Source organism: Agromyces litoreus, assembly GCF_040496015.1.
GTDB lineage: Bacteria > Actinomycetota > Actinomycetes > Actinomycetales > Microbacteriaceae > Agromyces > Agromyces litoreus.
Window position 1 is genome coordinate 142,627 of record NZ_JBEPKA010000001.1, and the last position, 17,144, is coordinate 159,770.

The 17,144-nt window shown below is 73.3% G+C and carries 18 protein-coding genes; 8 read left to right on the forward strand and 10 right to left on the reverse strand.

Annotation, left to right across the window (positions count from 1 at the left end):
- The first annotated feature begins 78 nt into the window (after nt 1–78).
- Together ABME01_RS00700 and ABME01_RS00705 are read left to right on the forward strand one after the other, a co-directional pair.
- A complete protein-coding gene (locus tag ABME01_RS00700) occupies nt 79–1,212 on the forward strand; it encodes a glycoside hydrolase family 15 protein (protein WP_353826418.1) in 1,134 nt (377 codons plus the stop codon).
- Nucleotides 1,209–3,458 carry a glycoside hydrolase family 31 protein gene (locus tag ABME01_RS00705; protein WP_353826419.1) on the forward strand — a complete coding sequence of 750 codons (2,250 nt, stop codon included), beginning with the start codon at nt 1,209–1,211 and terminating at the stop codon, nt 3,456–3,458. The genes ABME01_RS00700 and ABME01_RS00705 overlap by 4 nt, the downstream gene beginning before the upstream one ends.
- A gap of 21 nt (nt 3,459–3,479) precedes the next feature.
- Here the strand turns inward: ABME01_RS00705 and ABME01_RS00710 are convergent, their stop codons facing one another.
- The 3 genes from ABME01_RS00710 to ABME01_RS00720 are packed head-to-tail and all read right to left on the reverse strand — an operon-like array spanning nt 3,480 to nt 5,343.
- On the reverse strand, nt 3,480–4,211 hold the full coding sequence (locus ABME01_RS00710; protein ID WP_353826420.1) for a glutamine amidotransferase: 732 nt from the start codon (nt 4,209–4,211) through the stop codon (nt 3,480–3,482).
- Nucleotides 4,212–4,243: 32 nt separating this feature from the next.
- On the reverse strand, nt 4,244–4,678 hold the full coding sequence (locus tag ABME01_RS00715; protein ID WP_353826421.1) for a hotdog fold thioesterase: 435 nt from the start codon (nt 4,676–4,678) through the stop codon (nt 4,244–4,246).
- Between the two features lie 47 nt (nt 4,679–4,725).
- Entirely contained in the window at nt 4,726–5,343 is a 618-nt protein-coding gene (locus tag ABME01_RS00720; protein ID WP_353826422.1) for a zinc-binding alcohol dehydrogenase, read from the reverse strand.
- Between the two features lie 69 nt (nt 5,344–5,412).
- On the opposite strand from ABME01_RS00720, the gene purM reads away from it, so the two are divergent.
- Together purM and ABME01_RS00730 are read left to right on the forward strand one after the other, a co-directional pair.
- Entirely contained in the window at nt 5,413–6,525 is a 1,113-nt protein-coding gene (gene purM, locus ABME01_RS00725; RefSeq protein WP_353826423.1) for a phosphoribosylformylglycinamidine cyclo-ligase, read from the forward strand.
- A gap of 3 nt (nt 6,526–6,528) precedes the next feature.
- Nucleotides 6,529–7,293 carry an LLM class flavin-dependent oxidoreductase gene (locus ABME01_RS00730; RefSeq protein ID WP_353826424.1) on the forward strand — a complete coding sequence of 255 codons (765 nt, stop codon included), beginning with the start codon at nt 6,529–6,531 and terminating at the stop codon, nt 7,291–7,293.
- Nucleotides 7,294–7,434: 141 nt separating this feature from the next.
- Here ABME01_RS00730 and ABME01_RS00735 read toward each other — a convergent pair whose 3' ends face one another.
- Complete coding sequence (locus ABME01_RS00735) at nt 7,435–7,635, reverse strand: DUF3073 domain-containing protein (RefSeq protein ID WP_353826426.1); 201 nt, start codon at nt 7,633–7,635, stop codon at nt 7,435–7,437.
- 197 nt (nt 7,636–7,832) lie between these two features.
- Here ABME01_RS00735 and ABME01_RS00740 point away from each other — a divergent pair, with 197 nt between their 5' ends.
- Nucleotides 7,833–8,993: an NAD(P)-binding domain-containing protein gene (locus tag ABME01_RS00740; protein ID WP_353826599.1), complete on the forward strand. Its 1,161-nt coding sequence runs from the start codon at nt 7,833–7,835 to the stop codon at nt 8,991–8,993.
- A 54-nt stretch (nt 8,994–9,047) separates the two neighbouring features.
- Here the strand turns inward: ABME01_RS00740 and crcB are convergent, their stop codons facing one another.
- The 5 genes from crcB to ABME01_RS00765 all read right to left on the reverse strand — a co-directional run bounded on the left by crcB (nt 9,048) and on the right by ABME01_RS00765 (nt 11,948).
- A complete protein-coding gene (gene crcB, locus ABME01_RS00745; RefSeq protein ID WP_353826427.1) occupies nt 9,048–9,416 on the reverse strand; it encodes a fluoride efflux transporter CrcB in 369 nt (122 codons plus the stop codon).
- Nucleotides 9,413–9,832 (reverse strand): FluC/FEX family fluoride channel, encoded by a 420-nt coding sequence (locus ABME01_RS00750; RefSeq protein ID WP_353826428.1) that lies wholly within the window; start codon nt 9,830–9,832, stop codon nt 9,413–9,415. Before ABME01_RS00750 ends, crcB begins: the two co-directional genes overlap by 4 nt.
- A gap of 9 nt (nt 9,833–9,841) precedes the next feature.
- Nucleotides 9,842–10,357 (reverse strand): GNAT family N-acetyltransferase, encoded by a 516-nt coding sequence (locus ABME01_RS00755; RefSeq protein ID WP_353826429.1) that lies wholly within the window; start codon nt 10,355–10,357, stop codon nt 9,842–9,844.
- 68 nt (nt 10,358–10,425) lie between these two features.
- On the reverse strand, nt 10,426–11,043 hold the full coding sequence (locus ABME01_RS00760; RefSeq protein WP_353826430.1) for a PadR family transcriptional regulator: 618 nt from the start codon (nt 11,041–11,043) through the stop codon (nt 10,426–10,428).
- Nucleotides 11,040–11,948, reverse strand: a complete 909-nt coding sequence (locus ABME01_RS00765; protein ID WP_353826431.1) for a DUF4097 family beta strand repeat-containing protein — start codon at nt 11,946–11,948, stop codon at nt 11,040–11,042. The genes ABME01_RS00760 and ABME01_RS00765 overlap by 4 nt, the downstream gene beginning before the upstream one ends.
- A gap of 251 nt (nt 11,949–12,199) precedes the next feature.
- Between ABME01_RS00765 and ABME01_RS00770 the strand changes: the two genes are divergently transcribed.
- Nucleotides 12,200–12,958: a MerR family transcriptional regulator gene (locus tag ABME01_RS00770; RefSeq protein WP_353826432.1), complete on the forward strand. Its 759-nt coding sequence runs from the start codon at nt 12,200–12,202 to the stop codon at nt 12,956–12,958.
- A gap of 61 nt (nt 12,959–13,019) precedes the next feature.
- On the opposite strand, the gene yczE is transcribed toward ABME01_RS00770, so the two are convergent.
- A complete protein-coding gene (gene yczE / locus ABME01_RS00775) occupies nt 13,020–13,712 on the reverse strand; it encodes a membrane protein YczE (RefSeq protein ID WP_353826433.1) in 693 nt (230 codons plus the stop codon).
- Between the two features lie 66 nt (nt 13,713–13,778).
- Between yczE and yczR the strand changes: the two genes are divergently transcribed.
- Both yczR and ABME01_RS00785 read left to right on the forward strand, forming a co-directional pair.
- Nucleotides 13,779–15,221 carry a MocR-like transcription factor YczR gene (yczR, locus tag ABME01_RS00780; protein ID WP_353826434.1) on the forward strand — a complete coding sequence of 481 codons (1,443 nt, stop codon included), beginning with the start codon at nt 13,779–13,781 and terminating at the stop codon, nt 15,219–15,221.
- A gap of 90 nt (nt 15,222–15,311) precedes the next feature.
- On the forward strand, nt 15,312–17,015 hold the full coding sequence (locus ABME01_RS00785) for a choice-of-anchor I family protein (protein WP_353826435.1): 1,704 nt from the start codon (nt 15,312–15,314) through the stop codon (nt 17,013–17,015).
- The last annotated feature ends 129 nt before the right edge of the window (nt 17,016–17,144 follow it).

Sequence of the window (17,144 nt, forward strand, 5' to 3'; positions counted from 1 at the left end):
GCCCGATCCCGTGAGGGGGCCGGCCGCCCTCCGGGCGACCGGCCCCACCCATCCACCACGCACGAAGGCAGCACCACGATGACCCTCCCCACGACCGTCCGGCCCGAGATCGCGGCGCTCATGGCGTCGAGCGCCGACCTCATCGCGTCGCTCCAGGACGCGGGCGGCGCGTACCCGGCGAGCCCGACCTTCTCCGCGTACGCGGGCTACAGCTGGTTCCGTGACGGCGCCTTCATCGCCGACGCGATGTCGGCGTACGGCCGACGCGAGTCGGCCGAGCGGTTCCTGGACTGGTGCGCCGCCGTGGTCGACGCCCGCGCCGAGCGGGTCCGCGCGATCGTCGACGGCGCCGCGTTCGGCGAGCCCGTCTCCGACGCGGCGATGCTCGCGACCCGGTTCACGTTCGACGGCCGCGAGGGCGACGCCGACTGGTGGGACTTCCAGCTCGACGGCTACGGCACGTGGCTCTGGGCGGTGGGCGAGCACGTGCGACGGCACGGCGCGGATGCCACGCGGTGGGCGCCGGCGATCGCCCTGACCGTCGACTACCTGGTCTCGTCGTGGGACCGGCCCTGCTACGACTGGTGGGAGGAGCACGCGGAGTACGTGCACGTCTCGACGCTCGGCTGCATCGCCGCCGGGCTCCGTGCGGCGGTCCGCTCGGGCGTCCTCGGCGGCCAGCGATCCGGGCGCGCGTCGACGGCCGCCGACGCGGTCGAGGCCGCCATCCGATCGCGGGGCACGGCCGACGGGCACCTGTCGAAGTGGCTCGGGTCGTCGGCCGTGGACGCCAGCCTCGCCGCCGTCGTCGGGCTGCTGGAGGTCGTGCCCGCGGCATCCGCGGTCGGAACGGCGACGCTCGACGCGATCGATCGCGACCTCGTCGTCGACGGCGGCACCCACCGCTACCTCGGCGACACCTACTTCGGCGGCGGACAGTGGCCGCTGCTGTCGTGCTTCGTCGGGATCGCACACGCCCGGGCCGGGAACGCCGACCGGGCGCGGGAACTGCTGGACTGGGCCGCCGGCACCGCAGGCCCCGACGGGGCGATGCCCGAGCAGGTCGATCGGCACCTGCTCGACGCATCGCGCGTCGACGAGTGGGTGGAGCGCTGGGGGCCGTCGGCCGACCCGCTGCTCTGGTCCCACGCCATGCTCATCCGCCTCGCCGTCGAACTCGACGCCGCCGCCCCCGAGGAGGCCTCCGAATGATCCGCCACCGTCCGCTCGGCTCCGGCCACCCGTACTCGGTCGACACCGAGCAGCGCTGGCCGCTCGACCCGGTCGCGGGCGAACCGCTGCGACTCGGCGTGCGCGCCACGCCCGAGGTGGAGGCCGTCGAGGCCGAGGTGGAGGTCGTGGATGCCGCGGGTGCCCGCCGCACCGAACGGCATCCCCTGCAGCGCGTGGCGAGCACGTCACGCGGCCAGACCGTCGACGGCGGCCACCTCGCGTCCGCGCAGGCCCGGCTCGCCCGGAGCGCCGGCGGCTGGGCGACGGAGTTCGCGGCACCGGAGGCCGGCAGCGCCATCCGCTACCGCATGGCGGGCCGGACGGCCGGCGGCGAGGAGCAGCACACGCGCTGGTTCGACGCGACCGTCTCGGACTGGCGCGACGCAGGCGACGACGTCGTGACCTCGATCGGCACCTGCCGAGTGGTGCCGGGCTCCGTGCGCGTGCTCACGGACGGCGAGCGCGTGCGCCGCGTGCGGTTCGCGCTGCCGCTCGCACCGGCCGAGCACGTGACGGGCTTCGGCGAGCGCTACGACCGGCTCGACCACCGCGGCACCGAGCTCGACGCGGTCGTCTTCGAGCAGTACAAGTCGCAGGGCGCCGAGCGGAAGACCTACCTGCCCATGCCGTTCGCGCACGTCGTGGGCGGCGCCGGCTGGGGATTCCACGTGCGCACCTCGCGCCGGACCTGGTTCGACGTCGGCGCCGCCGCGGCCGACCGGATCGTCGTCGAAGTCGAGGCGGATGCCGCGGCCGGCGAGCCCGCGGTCGACGTGTCGTTCTACAACGGCGAGCCCCGCGTCGTGCTGGACGCCTTCCTCGCCGAGGTCGGTCGCCCGGAGGAGCTGCCGGACTGGGTGTTCCGGCTCTGGGCGAGCGGCAACGAGTGGAACACGCAGGCCGAGGTCATGCGCCAGATGGACCTGCATCGCGAGCACGACGTCCCCGTCGGGTCGGTCGTGATCGAGGCGTGGAGCGACGAGCGCACGTTCACGGCGTTCCGCGACGCCGAGTACGAGGTCGCGGAGGACGGTGGGCCGCACCGGCTCGACGACTTCACGTTCCCGCCCGACGGCGCGTGGCCGGATCCCAAGGGCATGGTGGACGAGCTGCACGATCGCGACATCCGCGTGCACCTCTGGCAGATCCCGCTCCTCAAGGCGCGCCCGCACCCGACGGGCCAGGCGCGCGCCGACGCGATCGCCGCGGCCCGGGAGGGCGTGCTCATCCGCGAGCCGGACGCCCGAGGCCGGCTTCGTCCGTACCGGAACCGGGGCTGGTGGTTCCCGCTCTCGACCATGCCCGACCTCACCGACGATCGCGCGGCGAGCTGGTGGACCGAGAAGCGCCGGTACCTCGTCGAGGAGGTCGGCATCGACGGCTTCAAGACCGACGGCGGCGAGCACGCCTGGGGGCGCGAGCTCGCGTACCTCGGCGGCACGTGCGGCGACGAGGGGAACAACCGCTACCCGGTGGCGTACGCGAAGGCGTACGGCGACCTGCTCCGTTCGGCGGGCAAGGCGCCCGTGACGTTCAGCCGGGCGGGGTTCACCGGGTCGCAGGCGCACGGCGCGTTCTGGGCCGGCGACGAGGATTCGACGTGGGATGCGTTCCGCTGGTCGATGTTCGCGGGGCTCTCGGCGGCCGCGAGCGGCATCCTCTACTGGGGCTGGGACCTCGCCGGCTTCTCGGGCCCGCTGCCCTCGGCCGAGCTGTACCTGCGGGCGACCGCGGCCTCGACGTTCGTGCCGATCATGCAGTACCACTCGGAGTTCAACCACCACCGCACGCCCTCACGGGACCGCACGCCCTGGAACATCGCCGACCGCACGGGCGACGACCGCGTCATGCCCGTGTTCCGCGCGTTCGCCCACCTGCGCGAGCGACTCGTGCCGTACCTGTCGGCCGAGGCGGCCGAGAGCGTGCGCACCTCGGCGCCGCTCATGCGGCCGGTGTACTTCGACCACCCGTCGCTCGAGACCGCGTGGAGTCATCCGCTGCAGTGGTTCCTCGGACGTGACCTGTTCGTCTCGCCCGTCGTCGAGGAGGGCGAGACCGCGCACGCGGTCGCGCTGCCGCCCGGGGAGTGGGTCGCCCCATGGACCGGTGAGCCGATCGCCGGCGAGGCCGAGATCACGGCCGACGTGCCGATCGAGCGGATCCCGGTGTTCGTCCGCGCTGCGGCGTGGCCCCGGCTGCGGGAGGTCTTCGCGTCGCACGGGTGAGGCCGTCGGCCTCGCGCAGCGCTATCGCGCGTGCAGCTCGACGAAGGTGCGGAGCATCCGGCTCGGCTCCGACACGACGGCGCGCGCCGCCGCTGCGAGCGTGAGCTCGAGCTCGTCGGCCGCGAAGTAGCCGTAGCTCGCGTAGGCGCGGATCCGGACCTGGATGCCCTCGAGGTCGAGCTCGGGGTGGAACTGCGTGGCGTACACGTTCGCGCCGACGCGGAACGCCTGCACCGGGCATTCGGGCGACGAACCGAGCAGCGTGGCCGACGGCGGTAGGCTCCGGATCGCCTCCTTGTGCCCGACGAACGCGTTGAACGTCGGCGGGAGCCCCGCCATCAGGGGATCCGCCGCGCCCGCGTCGGTCAGCGAGACCGGCACGACGCCGATCTTCTCGGCGTAGGTGTCGTCGATGGCGGCGCCCTGGTGCGCGCCGACGGTGCCGACGCCGTAGCAGGCGCCGAGGAACGGGAAGTCCCGCGCCACGACCTCGTCGAGGAGGGTCGCGAACTCGGCCTCGACCCGGTGCTGCACGGCCGACTTGCGCTCGGGCGGGTCGGAGGCGTTGAACGGCCCGCCGCCCACGAAGATGCCGGACAGGGCGTCGAGGTCGAGGTCCGGCATCGGGCCGGCCTCGAGCCGCACCCGGACGAGGTCGCGCTCGTCGAGCCCGGTGCCGCGCAGGAACAGCGCGTACTCCTCGTCGGCGGGTTGGTCCTCGGCGCGCGTGGCGAGGAGCACGAACGGCTTCACGGCCCCACGATAGCGACGCGCCGGTGCCGGCGTCAGTACTGCGACGGGGTCGCCAGCACCGCCATCGTGCACCGCGAGACGCAGACGAGGCGGTCCCGCTCGTCGGTGATGCGGATGTCCCACACCTGCGTGGTGCGCCCGCGCGTGATCGGTCGCGCCTCGCCGTACACCCAGCCCTCGGAGACCGGGCGGACGTGGTTGGCGTTGATCTCCATGCCGACGCAGTAGTACTGCTCCGGGTCGACCGTGAACGACGCGCCCCAGCTCGCGAGGGTCTCCGCCAGCGCGACCGATGCCCCGCCGTGGAGGACCCCGGCGGGCTGGCGCGTCCGGTGGTCGACCGGCATCCGGCCCTTCAGCGAGTCGTCGGTCAGCTCGGTCATCTCGATGCCGAGGGTGCGGATCATGGCCTGCTCGCTGCGCGAGTTCGCCCACTCCAGCGAGGGCTCGCCGAACCAGATGCTCATGCGATCGAGTCTGCCACGCGGCGCGTGCGCCGCCCGCGGCGCGCGGCTCACGCGAGCTCGGCGATGATCGGGTGGATGGCGTCGTCGAAGGCCGCGGCATCCGAGCGCAGCGTGTCGGTGACCGCGACCGACTTGCGGCCGATCCACCAGATGCCGGATGCCGCGAGCGGCAGCACCTCGACGTTCAGCTCGAAGGAGTGGGCCCGCCGGCCGACCTCGCGCTCGTACTCCGCGATGGACCCGGCGTACGCCCGGTAGGAGTCGCCGGAACGTGCGGAGCTCGCGGTGCGGTACCGCTCGTGCGCCCAGTCGGCCCACGCGGTCGCGGCCTCGGCGTGCGGGCGGATGGCGGCCGCGAGCGCCTCGGCGCCGGAGACCGGCAGCGCCACGGTCGTGCCGTACTCCTCGAGGAGCTCCAGCGGCACCGGCGACGGATGCTCCTCCGGCTCGATCGTCATCGACCACCATTCGCGCCACTGCTTCTCGAGGGCATCGTGCGCGTCGACGTCGCGAGGAGGTTCGGGCCCGATCCGGCCGACATCGCGGAGCCTCGGAAGCTCGGCCGGCGAGGCGATGCCGAGCACCTCGCGGAGGTAGAGGGCGAGCAGGGCTCCGGTGCTCGCGTTCTCGCGAATCACCCACGATGGCGTGGCCCCCGCGTGCATGGCCCGATTCTACGTCCGGCCGCCGACAGCGGGCCTCAGGCCGGCCGGTGCCGCGGGTACCCTTGTCGGGTGAGCGCCAACTCGTCCTACGCCGCTGCCGGAGTCGACACCGCCGCCGGCGACCTCGCCGTCGAACTGATGAAGGAGTCGGTCGCGAAGACGCACGGCCCCAACGTCCTCGGCGGCGTCGGCGGATTCGCCGGCCTCTACGACCTCTCGTTCGCCAAGGACTACCGCCGGCCGCTGCTCGCGACCTCGACCGACGGGGTCGGGACGAAGATCGCGATCGCCCAGGCGCTCGACGTGCACGACACCATCGGCCAGGACCTCGTCGGCATGGTCGTCGACGACATCGTCGTGGTCGGTGCCACCCCGCTGTTCATGACCGACTACATCGCCTGCGGCAGGGTCGTGCCCGAGCGGATCGCCGCGATCGTCACCGGCATCGCGCGCGCGTGCGCCGAGACCGGCACCGCGCTCGTCGGCGGCGAGACCGCCGAGCACCCGGGGCTCATGGGCGTCGACGACTACGACGTGGCCGGGGCCGCGGTCGGCGTCGTCGAGGCCGACCGGGCGCTCGGTGCCGACCGGGTGCGGGAGGGCGACGCGGTCATCGCGATCGAGTCGAGCGGCCTGCACTCGAACGGGTACTCGCTCGTGCGTCACATCCTCGCGACCGCCGGCCGCGCCTACGAGGACGCCTCCGCCGACCTCGGCACGACCTGGGGCGAGGCGCTGCTCGAGCCCACGCGCCTGTACGCCGGGCCGCTCGTGCGCCTGCTCGCCGACGAGCAGGTCGGCGGCGCCGTCCACTCGCTGTCGCACGTGACCGGCGGCGGCATCGCCGCGAACCTCGCCCGGGTGCTCCCCCGCGGGTCGTGGGTCGAGCTCGACCGGTCGACCTGGTCGCCGCAGCCGGTGTTCCGCGTGCTGAACGACCTCGCCGGCACGACCCTCGAGTCGACCGAGGGCACCTGGAACCTCGGCATCGGCTTCTTCGCGGTCGTGGCGCAGGAGGCCGCATCCGCCGTCGTGACGCGCCTCGGCGAGCTCGGACTGCCCGCCTGGCAGGCGGGCACCGTCGCGATCGGGGCGCACGACGAGGCCGCGAGCGGATGGGAGCAGGGCGCCAAGGGCGTGGACGGCGGCGCCGTCCGGCTCGTCGGCGAGTACGCGGGCTGACCCGTGCGCGCCGCCGTCTCGCTCGGACTTCCCGGGACCACCGGCGTCGACACGCTGCGAGCCCTGGCGCCGCGGCTCGAGTCGCTCGGCTTCGACGGGATCTGGCTGAACGACGTCCCGCGCGGCGATTCGCTCGACGGCCTGCGCGCCGTCGCCGAGGTCACCGCGACGCTCCGCCTGGGCACGGGCGTGATCCCGCTCGACCGGCGGCCCGCCGACACCCTCGACCTCGCGGGGATCCCGGTCGAGCGGACCCTGCTCGGCATCGGCTCCGGCAGGGCGGCGCATCCCGTCGCGACGGTGCGCGACGGCATCGCAGCGCTTCGCGAGCGCACGGACGCCGGCATCGCGGTCGGCGCCCTCGGGCCGCGGATGCGTCGGCTCGCCGCCGTGCGGGCCGACGCGGTCGTCCTCAACTGGCTGACCCCGGCGGCGGCCGCCGACGCGATGGACGACCTGCGCCGCGACGCGGGGGCACGCTCGCCGGACGTGCGCGGCGTGCTGTACGTGCGCACGATCGCCGACGAGTCCGCGCGCGCGGCGTTGGAGCACGAGGCGGAGCGGTACGAGGCCGTGGCGTCGTACGCCGCGAACTTCCGCCGGATCGGCATGCGCGCCGTCGACGCGACGATCGACCGACCGGAGTCGCTCGCCGCGTTCGACGTCGTCGACGAGGTGGTCCTCCGGGCGATCACCGCGGGTGGGACGCTCGAGGAGCTCGAACGGTTCGCCGAGACCACGGCCGGATGGCGCGCGTCGACGGCTTGAGCGGCTCCGATCCGCGCGCACCTCACCACGGGCGCCGGGGGATGCCGGCGCCGAGGGTCACGACCCGGCCCGCCGCGGGAGACGGCGGCGCGCAGGCCGAAGGGTCAGCCGGCCGGTCGGGCGCGGCTCACCCGGTGAGGGTCAGGACCGATGGGGTCCGTCGTCGGGAACGTAGGAGTCGTCGTCGGCGTACTCGGACCACTTCGAGAGCTCGTCCTCGATGTGGTCGTGGTTCGAAGCCGTGAGCTCGCGCTCGAGCGCGCTGTAGTCGGTGGCCGGGCTGAAGTACTTCAACTCCCGAGCAACCTTCGTGTGCTTGGCTTTTTGACGGCCGCGCCCCATGCGTGACCCCCTTACGACGTCTGGCCGGATGGGATGGTCGTCACCCGGCTCTTCTGATAATGAACAATCCCGGCCGTCAGTTTACCACCGCCGTACGGGCCGATCGCCCGCCGCGTCGGCGCTGTGGAGGTGCCGTGGACGCCGCCCCGCGTCCGACGCCGACCCTCCGGACATGGTGGGATGGAGGGGTGGAATCGATGCCCGACCGCGTGAAGGTCGCGGTGATCGGTGCTGGGCAGGCGGGGCTGTCCGTCGCCTTTTACCTGCGCCGTTTCGAACTCGTCGCCGACGAGGACTTCGTGCTGCTCGACCGAGCCCCCGGGCCGGGTGGAGCGTGGCAGCACCGGTGGTCCTCGTTGCGACTCGGCACCGCCCACCGGGTCAACGACCTGCCGGGAATGGGTGAGCTCGGACTGAGCTTCGACACGGCCGACCGAGCGCAGCCCGCCAAGGACGTGATCGCCGAGTACTACGCCAGGTACGAGGAGGCGTACCAGCTGCGCGTGCACCGGCCGATCGAGGTGCGCCGCGTGACGAACGACGGCGTCGACCTCCGCCTCCGGTACCAGGACCTCAGCCCGCAGCCCATCGAGGAGCTGAAGGCGCGCGGCTTCTTCGGTCGTCGCCGCAGGACGTTCGAGGCGGCGGGGCCGCCGCCGGCCCCGCAGGGCGAGCTCCGGGCGCAGTTCGTCGTGAACGCCACCGGCACGTGGGGATCCCCGTTCGTGCCCTACTACCCGGGCATGGGCGAGTTCCGGGGCCGCCACCTGCACACATCCGACTTCACGTCCGCGGAGGACTTCCGCGACCAGCACGTCGTCGTCGTCGGCGGGGGCACCTCGGCGATCGGCTTCATGCTCGAGCTCGAGGGCGTCGCGGCCGGCCTCACCTGGGTCTCCCGGCGACCGATCGACTGGCTCGACCGGCAGGAGCTCGACCTCGAGGGCGCGTCGACCGCGGTCTCGCGTCAGGACGAGGCGGCGCGCGGCGGTCGCGCGCTGCCCTCGGTCGTCAGCGGCACCGGGGTGCCGAAGAGCCGCCGCATCGCGGCGGGCATCGAGCGCGGGCTGCTCGTGGCGCGTCCGGTCTTCGACCGCATCGAGGAGGATCGGGTCGTCTGGGACGACGGGAGCTCCGTGCGAGCTGATGCGATCATCTGGGCGACCGGGTTCCGGCCCGAGCTGCGCCACCTCTCGCCGCTCCGGCTGCGCGAGAAGTCGGGCGGCGTCACGGTGGGGCAGGGCGCCGCCTGGAAGGACCCGCGCATCTTCCTCGCCGGGTACGGTCCGCAGGCGTCGACGATCGGCGCGAGTCGCGCGGGCCGGATGATCGCCCGCCAGATCATGGCCATGATCTGACCCGGGTCCAGCCGTCGGACGGTCCGTGGCGACGCCGTCGCGCGCGTACGGCCCTCAGCGCGCGAGCAGGTACATGCCGAACGCGGCCGACAGGCCGAGCGCGAGGGTCACGAGCACGTTGAGGATGGCGGCCCGCCAGCGGCCGCCGTCGACGAGCTCGATCGTCTCGACGCACCAGGTGCTGAAGGTCGTGAGACCCCCGCAGAACCCGGTGACGAGCACCAGCCGCAGGTCGCCGGAGACCGCGAACCGCTCGGCGAGCCCGATCACGCCGCCCGCGATGGCGGAGCCGGCCACGTTCACGATGAGGATGCCGCCCGGCAGGTGCCCGGGGCGCACGGGGTACGCGCGCGAGAGCGCGTAGCGGACGACCGCGCCGACCGCCCCGGCCACGAGCACCGTGGCGACGAGCGCGCCGCTCACAGGGTGGCTCCGTCGTCGGTGACCTCGGTCGGCATGGGCCGGTGCGCGAGCAGCGAGCCGAACTTCAGTCCGCCCGCGGCGAGTGCGAGGCCGGCGACGAGCGAGACCCCGAGGTAGGTCGCGGCGAACAGCGTCGTGCCGTCGCCGTCGAGGATCGCGACCGCGCCCATGACGGCCGACAGCGTCGTGAACGACCCGAGGAGCCCCGAGCCGATGCCCGCCTTCAGCCAGGCCGGCATCGTCGGTCGCGTCCACAGGCCGCCGGCCAGCCATCCGAGCACGAAGGTGCCGACGAGGTTCGCCGTGAGGGTCGACCAGGGGAAGCCGCCCGGCGCGACCGGGAGCGCGGTGTCCAGCGCCAGGCGCAGCCCGGTGCCGGCGATGCCGCCGAGGAAGACCGCGAGGTAGGGGAGCACTCGTCGAGGCTACGCCGCGCCGGCGGGCGACGGCGGCAGCACCCACACGTTCGAGGCCAGCAGCGTGCCCTTCGGGTACTCGAACTCCTCGACGCCCTCGAGGACGAACCCGGCGCGCGAGCAGAGCGCGTTCGACGCCGCGTTGTCGACTCGCGGGTACGCGGCGATCGGCCGCGACGCGTCGGCCTCCCGTGCGGCCGCGATGAGCAGGGCGAGTGCGGCTCGTGCGATCCCGCGCCCCTGATGCGCGGCCAGCACCGTCCACCCGGTCTCGAACAGCGCACGACCGTGCTCCTCGCGCGGCCAGAAGCCGATCGCCCCGACGCCCTCGGGATGCTCGGGCGTCACGATCGCGTACATCTGCGACGAGCCGTCGTGCCACCCGCGCAGGTAGCGCTCGTGGCGCCGCTCGACCTGCTCGTCGGACTCGGGCCCGCCGAGGTGCTCCATGAGCTCGGGCGCGTTCGCCCGGTGGAGGAGCTCGAGGTCGCCGTCGGACCACGGTCGCAGGGACGCATCGGACATCTCCCCATGCAAGCGGATGCCGCCGACATCACGTGCCGGCGGCATCCGTGGGGGGATCGATGCGGGTGCTACAGCTCGCGCTCGGCGAGCTCCCGGACGATCTCGGCCTTCACGTCGGCGAGCCGCGTCCGCAGCAGCGAGACGGTGTCGGCCGACACCCGGCCCCGGTGGGCCTGGCGGCGCAGCTCGACCCGAAGCTGCTGGCGGAACTCGGTCAGCACGAGGTCGGCCTCGTGCACCGCGCGGTTGGAGTCGGCGTGCAGGTTCACCGTCGCGTTCGTCTCGGTCGCCGCCTTCTTCGCCTCCCGGGCAGCCGAGGCGAGCTCGGCGCGCAGGCTCCGCATCGCGCTGTCGACCTCGGCGCGCACGCCCTCGGCCATGCGGCGCACCGAGTCGGTCACGTCCTCCTCGATGGCGTCGAGCTCGTGGCGTCGGGAGTCGAGCTCGGATCGACCGGCATCGGTGATCTCGTAGACCGACTTGCGTCCATCGGTGCGCTTGGCGACGAGTCCCTCCTCCTCGAGCTTCGCCAGGCGCGGGTAGATCGTGCCGGCGCTCGGCGAGTAGGTGCCGCCGAAGCGGTCGGAGAGGGCCTGGATGAGCTCGTACCCGTGACGTGGCCGCTCCTCGAGGAGCGCCAGCAGGTACAGGCGCAGGTTGCCGTGGGCGAAGACGGGCGGGGTCATGCGGATGCCTCGTCGGCCGAGCCGTGCGACGCGTCGGCGCCGTCCGCGGCCGCGCCCGCGGCATCCGTCGACTCGCCGGGCGCGCCCGCCGTCGCCGTGGCCGGCTGGCGGCGGATCACGGAGATGTTGCCCGAGACGCTGTTGGCGCCGAGGTCGAGCCAGGTGCCCTCGAGCTCGCCGGTCACCCGCTCGAAGCCCTTGCCCAGCGTGCCCTTGATCTGCGTGTCGTCCAGCAGCAGCGAGCCGCTGACCGTGTTCACGCGGTACCGGGCGCCGCTGCCGGCGTCGAAGCGGACCGTGAGGTCGCCGGAGACGGTGTTCGTGTCGATCCGCCCCGGCGTGCCGCGGGAGTCGACGATCATGTCGCCGGAGACGGTGTCGGCCTTGAACGCGTGGACGTCGCCGGTCACGGTGACGTCGCCGGAGACGGTGTGGGCCACGACCTTGCCCGTGTGGTCGCCGACCGAGACCTCGCCGGAGACGGTCGAGCACTCGATGTCACCCGCGTGGTTGTCGATGACGAGGTCGCCCGAGACCGAGCTGAACCGGCCGTCGTCGTCGAAGCCCGACACGAGCGCGGCACCGCTCACCACGCCGAGCTTGATGGCCACGTGACGCGGGGCGAGGATCGAGACCTCGGCCTTCGATCCGCCGCGGAAGCCCTTGAACACCTCGATGAAGTTGTCCCAACGCAGCTGCGCGTGGTCGATCTCGAGCGCGTCGCCGTCGATCTGGATCATGAGGTCCTTGCCCGTGACGCTCGAGATCTCGACGCGGGCGCCGGGCTCGTCGTGCGCGATGACGTCGACCTTGCCGCCGATGAGGCCGACCTTGAGCTTGCGGACGAGCTCGAGGTCGATGACCCGGGTCTCGCCGGGGTTCACGACCCACTTCTCGATGGCCATGCGTGTGCTCCTTCTCGTCGAAGCGGGGCGGGATGCCGCGCCTGCGCCCTGCGGGCGCTATTCGCGATATATCGCGTTTTCCAGAATTCACGATATATCGCGTTTCGAACGTCGTCAAGGGACGCGACGCGCTCGGCGCGGGCACCGCTGGTGCGGTTCGGATCGGACGGACGCTTGACATTGACGCCACGTCAACTTCTAGCGTGGATTCATCACCCGCGACCGCCGCGGGCCCGGGAAGGAGGGGACCGATGGACTGGTCGATCCAGGAGATCGCCAAGCTCGCCGGCACGACGAGCCGGACGCTGCGCCACTACGACGACGTCGGCCTGCTCGCCCCGAGCCGAGTGGGGGCGAACGGGTACCGGTACTACGACCGCGCCGCGCTCGTGCGGCTGCAGCGGATCCTGCTGCTGCGCGAGCTCGGACTCGGCCTGCCGGCGATCGCCGACGTGCTCGACGGGCAGTCGGACGAGTCGCGCGCCCTGTCCGGGCACCTCGCGTGGCTGCGGCAGGAGCAGGACCGGCTGGCGCGGCAGGTCGCGTCGGTCGAGCGGACCATCGAGGCACTGGGAGGAGGTGAGCAGATCATGGCGAAGGACATGCTGGACGGGTTCGACCACTCGCAGTACCGCGAGGAGGTCGAGCAGCGCTGGGGCGCCGAGTCGTACGCCGCCGGCGACCGCTGGTGGCGCGACATGGGCGAGGACGAGCGTCGCGCCTGGAAGGAGCGCACGGCGGCGCTCGGTCGCGACTGGGCGGCCGCCGCGGCGTCGGGCATCGCGCCCGGCGGCGCCGAGGCGCAGGCGCTCGCGACGCGCCACGTGGAGTGGCTGACGGGCATCCCCGGCACGCCCGCGACGACGCCCGGCGGCGACGTCAGGGCGTACGTCGAGGGCCTCGGCGAGATGTACGTCGCCGACCCGCGGTTCGCGGCCAACTACGGCGGCGAGCAGGGTGCGGCGTTCGTCCGCGACGCGCTGCGCGTGTACGCGGAGCGGAACCTGTAGGCGATGCCGCGGGAGCGCGCCCCGCGGCATCCCCTCCGCCCGCCCGGTCAGGCCTGCGCGGTCACGCCTGCGCGGGCGTGGCCCCCGTCGCCGGCGGGAGCGCACCCGCGCCGCGCGCGCGGCGACGCGGTGCGGTCTCGCGCCGGACGGCGAACAGCGGGATGGTCCAGCCGCAGAGCGGTCCGATGAGCAGGGCGAAGGCGAGCGTGCCCAGGCCCACGTTCCCGCCGAGCAGGAATCCGGTGACCAGCACGGAGACCTCGATGCCCGTCCGCACGATCCAGATCCTCCAGCCGGTGCGGCGGTGCAGCCCCGTCATCAGCCCGTCGCGCGGTCCGGGGCCGAAGTGCGCGCCGATGTACATGCCGGTCGCGATCGCGAGGACGACGATGCCGCCGAGGAGCATCGCGATGCGCACCCAGAGGTCGAGCCCGGTGGGGATCATCCAGAGGGAGAGGTCCGCGAACGGGCCGACGAGCAGCGCGTTCATCAGGGTGCCGAACCCGGGGCGCTGCCGGATCGGGATCCACAGCAGCAGCACGATGCCGCTCGTGATGACGGTGATCAGGCCGAAGCCGAGCCCGGTCTGCTTCGCGATGCCCTGCGTGAGCACGTCCCATGGCGCGACCCCGAGCTCGCCGCGGACGATGAGCGCGATGCCGAGGCCGTACAGGTACAGCCCGACGTAGAGCTGCACGATCCGCCGCGCGAAGACGGGCGCGGGGTCGGAGGTGCGGGGGAGACGAAGCGGCATGTCAGCAATCCAATCTCCCGATTGGCCTTTCGGCAAGATGCCAATTGACCTAGAGTGGCCCGCATCATGGATGCCACGATGAGCGCCCGCGCCCTCGAGAACCTCCTCGGCGACTGGCGCGGCGACGGCGGCAGCGCGTATCGCGCCCTCGCCGACCGGATCCGGCTGCTCATCCTCGACGGGCGGGTCGGGGTCGACACCCGGCTGCCCGCCGAGCGCGACCTGGCGGAGCGCCTGCACCTCAGCCGCACCACCGTGACCGCGGCGTACCGCGAACTCCGCGAGCAGCGGATGCTGCACAGCATCCGGGGGTCCGGCAGTGTGGCCCGGCTGCCCGGCGCGCCGGCCATCCTCCCCGCTCCCCCGGCATCCGACTACGTCGACTTCTCCAAGGCCGCGCTCCCCGCCCTGCCGTGGCTGCCGGAGGTGGCTCGCGCCGCGGTCGACGCCCTGCCCAACCACCTGGGCGACCCCGGGTTCGACCCGATCGGCCTCCCCGAGCTGCGCGCCGCGATCGCCGCCCGCTACACCGCGCGCGGACTGCCCACCGATCCCGGACAGGTCATGGTCACGCTCGGGGCGCAGCACGCGATCGCGCTGCTCTCGCGCGCGCTCGTGGGTCGCGGCGATCGCGCCCTCATCGAGGCGCCCACCTACCCGCACGCGTACGAGGCGCTGCGGGGCGCCGGAGCGCGGCTCGTGACGGTCGCCGCCGGACCGCACGACGTCGGCCCCGAGGGGTTCGGCGCCGCCGACGAGGCCGACGACCTCGTGCGCGCCATCGGCCACGCCAATCCGGTCGCCGCCTACCTCATGCCCGACTTCCACAACCCGACCGGTCGATCGCTGCCCGCCGACGCTCGCGAGCGCATCCTCGACGCCGCCGCCCGGCAGGGCACCGTCGTGATCGCCGACGAGACCACCGCGGAGCTCGACATCGACCGCGGAACCGACCTGGAGCCGATGGCCGCGTACGGGCCCGCCGTGATGGTCGGCTCCGTCGGCAAGACGGTGTGGGGCGGCATCCGGGTCGGCTGGATCCGGGCCGAGCGCCCGCTGATCCGGCGACTGCTCGCCGTGCGCTCGCCCGGCGACCTCGGCACGCCGATCCTCGAGCAGCTCATGGTCGCGCGGCTGCTCGACCGGATGGACGACATCCTCGAGGGGCGGCGCGAGCAGCTGCGCGCCGGCCGCGACCGACTCGAGGCGCTGCTCGCCGATGCGTTCCCCGGATGGCACGTCCCGCACGTCGACGGCGGCATCGCGACCTGGGTGGGCCTCGGCGCCCCTGTCAGCTCGCAGCTCGCCCTCGCCGCGCGCGCCGAGGGCCTCATCGTCGCCGCGGGCCCGCGGTTCGGCATCGACGGCGCGTTCGAGCGGTTCCTCCGCCTTCCGATCGGGTACCCGGCCGAGACGACCGAGGCCGCCGTGCAGGCACTCGTCCGCGCGTGGGGCTCCCTCGCGCGGACCCCGGTACCCGACCAGGGCGTGCTGGCCGCGGTCGTCTGACGGACGGAACGTTCACCTCCCCGCCATCCGAGGTTCGTCGCACGGGACGAGAGTGAGGTCCGTCCGGTGTCCTCCGACCGAAGGTGAACCATGCTCCCCACCCGATCCCGCATCCGGCGTGCCGCAGCGCCGATCCTCGCGGGCGCCGTCGCTGCGGGCTGCGTCGTCGCAGGCCCCGCCGCCGCGCTGCCCGTCCGCACCGCCATCGTGGACGCGCCCGTCGAGGTCGTCGCCGACGGCGCCGCGCTCACCATCTCGCCCGTCGGCACGTACGAGACCGGCGTGTTCGACGAATCGGCCGCCGAGATCGTCGCGTCGTACGACGGCCGGCTCTACGTCGTGAACGCGCAGGCCGGGCTGGTCGACGTGATCGACGCGAAGAAGCCGGGCAAGCCCAAGAAGGTCGGCGAGGTCGATGGCGGCGGCATCGCCAACTCGGTCGCGGTCCGCGCCGACGGCCTGGGCGTCGTCGCGATCGAGGACGGCGACGACAAGACCGCCCCCGGTCGCCTGGTGTTCTTCGACGCGACGAAGAAGAAGGCTCGCGTGCTCGGCTCGGTCGTCGTCGGGGCGCTGCCGGACATGGTCGCGATCTCCGACGACGGGACCCGGGCGGTCGTCGCCAACGAGGGCGAGCCGGCGGACGACTTCTCGAGCGACCCGGAGGGGTCGGTCTCGGTCGTCGACCTGCCCGACGCGGTCGCGGCTGCGGCGCAGGGCGACGTGCGGACCGCGGACTTCCACGAGTTCGAGGCGGGCGGCTCGAAGACGCTGCCCGACGGCGTGCGGGTCTTCGGGCCGGCCCCCGACGCGAACCTCCCGGTCTCACGCAACCTCGAGCCCGAGTACGTCGCACTGGACGGCGACACCGCGTACGTCGCGCTGCAGGAGGCGAACGCGATCGCCGTCGTCGACCTCGCCGCGGCGAGCGTCGACGAGATCCTGCCGCTCGGGTTCGTCGACCGCTCGGAGCCCGGGCACGGGCTCGACCCGTCCGACCGCGACCCGCAGGGCGCGCCCACGTTCGACATCCGCACCTTCGACGGGCTCAAGGGCATGTACCAGCCCGACGGCCTGGTCGCCTACGCGGCCGGCGGCGAGACGTTCCTCGTCTCGGCCAACGAGGGCGACGCGCGCGAATGGGGCGACTACGAGGAGCCGGCGCGCGTGAAGGACCTCGGCGACGACGGGCTGCCCCCGATCTGCGACGCGAGCCCCGCCGCCGCATACACGGGCGACGCCGACCTCGGTCGTCTCAACGTCTCGACCGCGATGGGGCTCAGCGAGGACGGCAGCTGCTACGAGGAGCTCTACGCGTTCGGCGCCCGGTCGTTCTCGATCTGGACCACCGACGGCGAGCTCGTCTTCGACTCCGGCGAGGACTTCGAGCGGATCACGCACGAGGCCGCTCCCGACTTCTTCAACTCCAACCACAGCGAGTCGAACCTCGAGGGCCGCAGCGACGACAAGGGTCCGGAGCCCGAGAGCCTCGCGATCGGCGAGGTCGACGGGCGCACGTACGCCTTCATCGGCCTCGAGCGCGTCGGCGGCGTGATGGTCTACGACATCACCGTCCCGGCGGCGTCGAGCTTCGTGACGTACCTGAACAACCGCGACTTCTCGGTCTCGGTCGAGGACGACGGCGTCGAACTGCTCTCCGCGGCCGGCGACCTCGGACCCGAGGGCCTCGCGTTCATCCCCGCCGAGGCGAGCCCGACCGGCCGGCCGATGCTCGCGGTCGCGAACGAGGTGTCGGGCACGACCACGCTGTACGCGATCGAGGCGACCCCCTAGCCCGACCCGTCGCTCCGGTCGACCGGGCGGGTCCGCGAGCGCGGGCCCGCCCGGTCGACCGCCTCCCGACGCGACGCGAGCCCGTGGACTCTCGCCGGGCGTTCCCAGCTTCCCGTTATCCGGACGGGA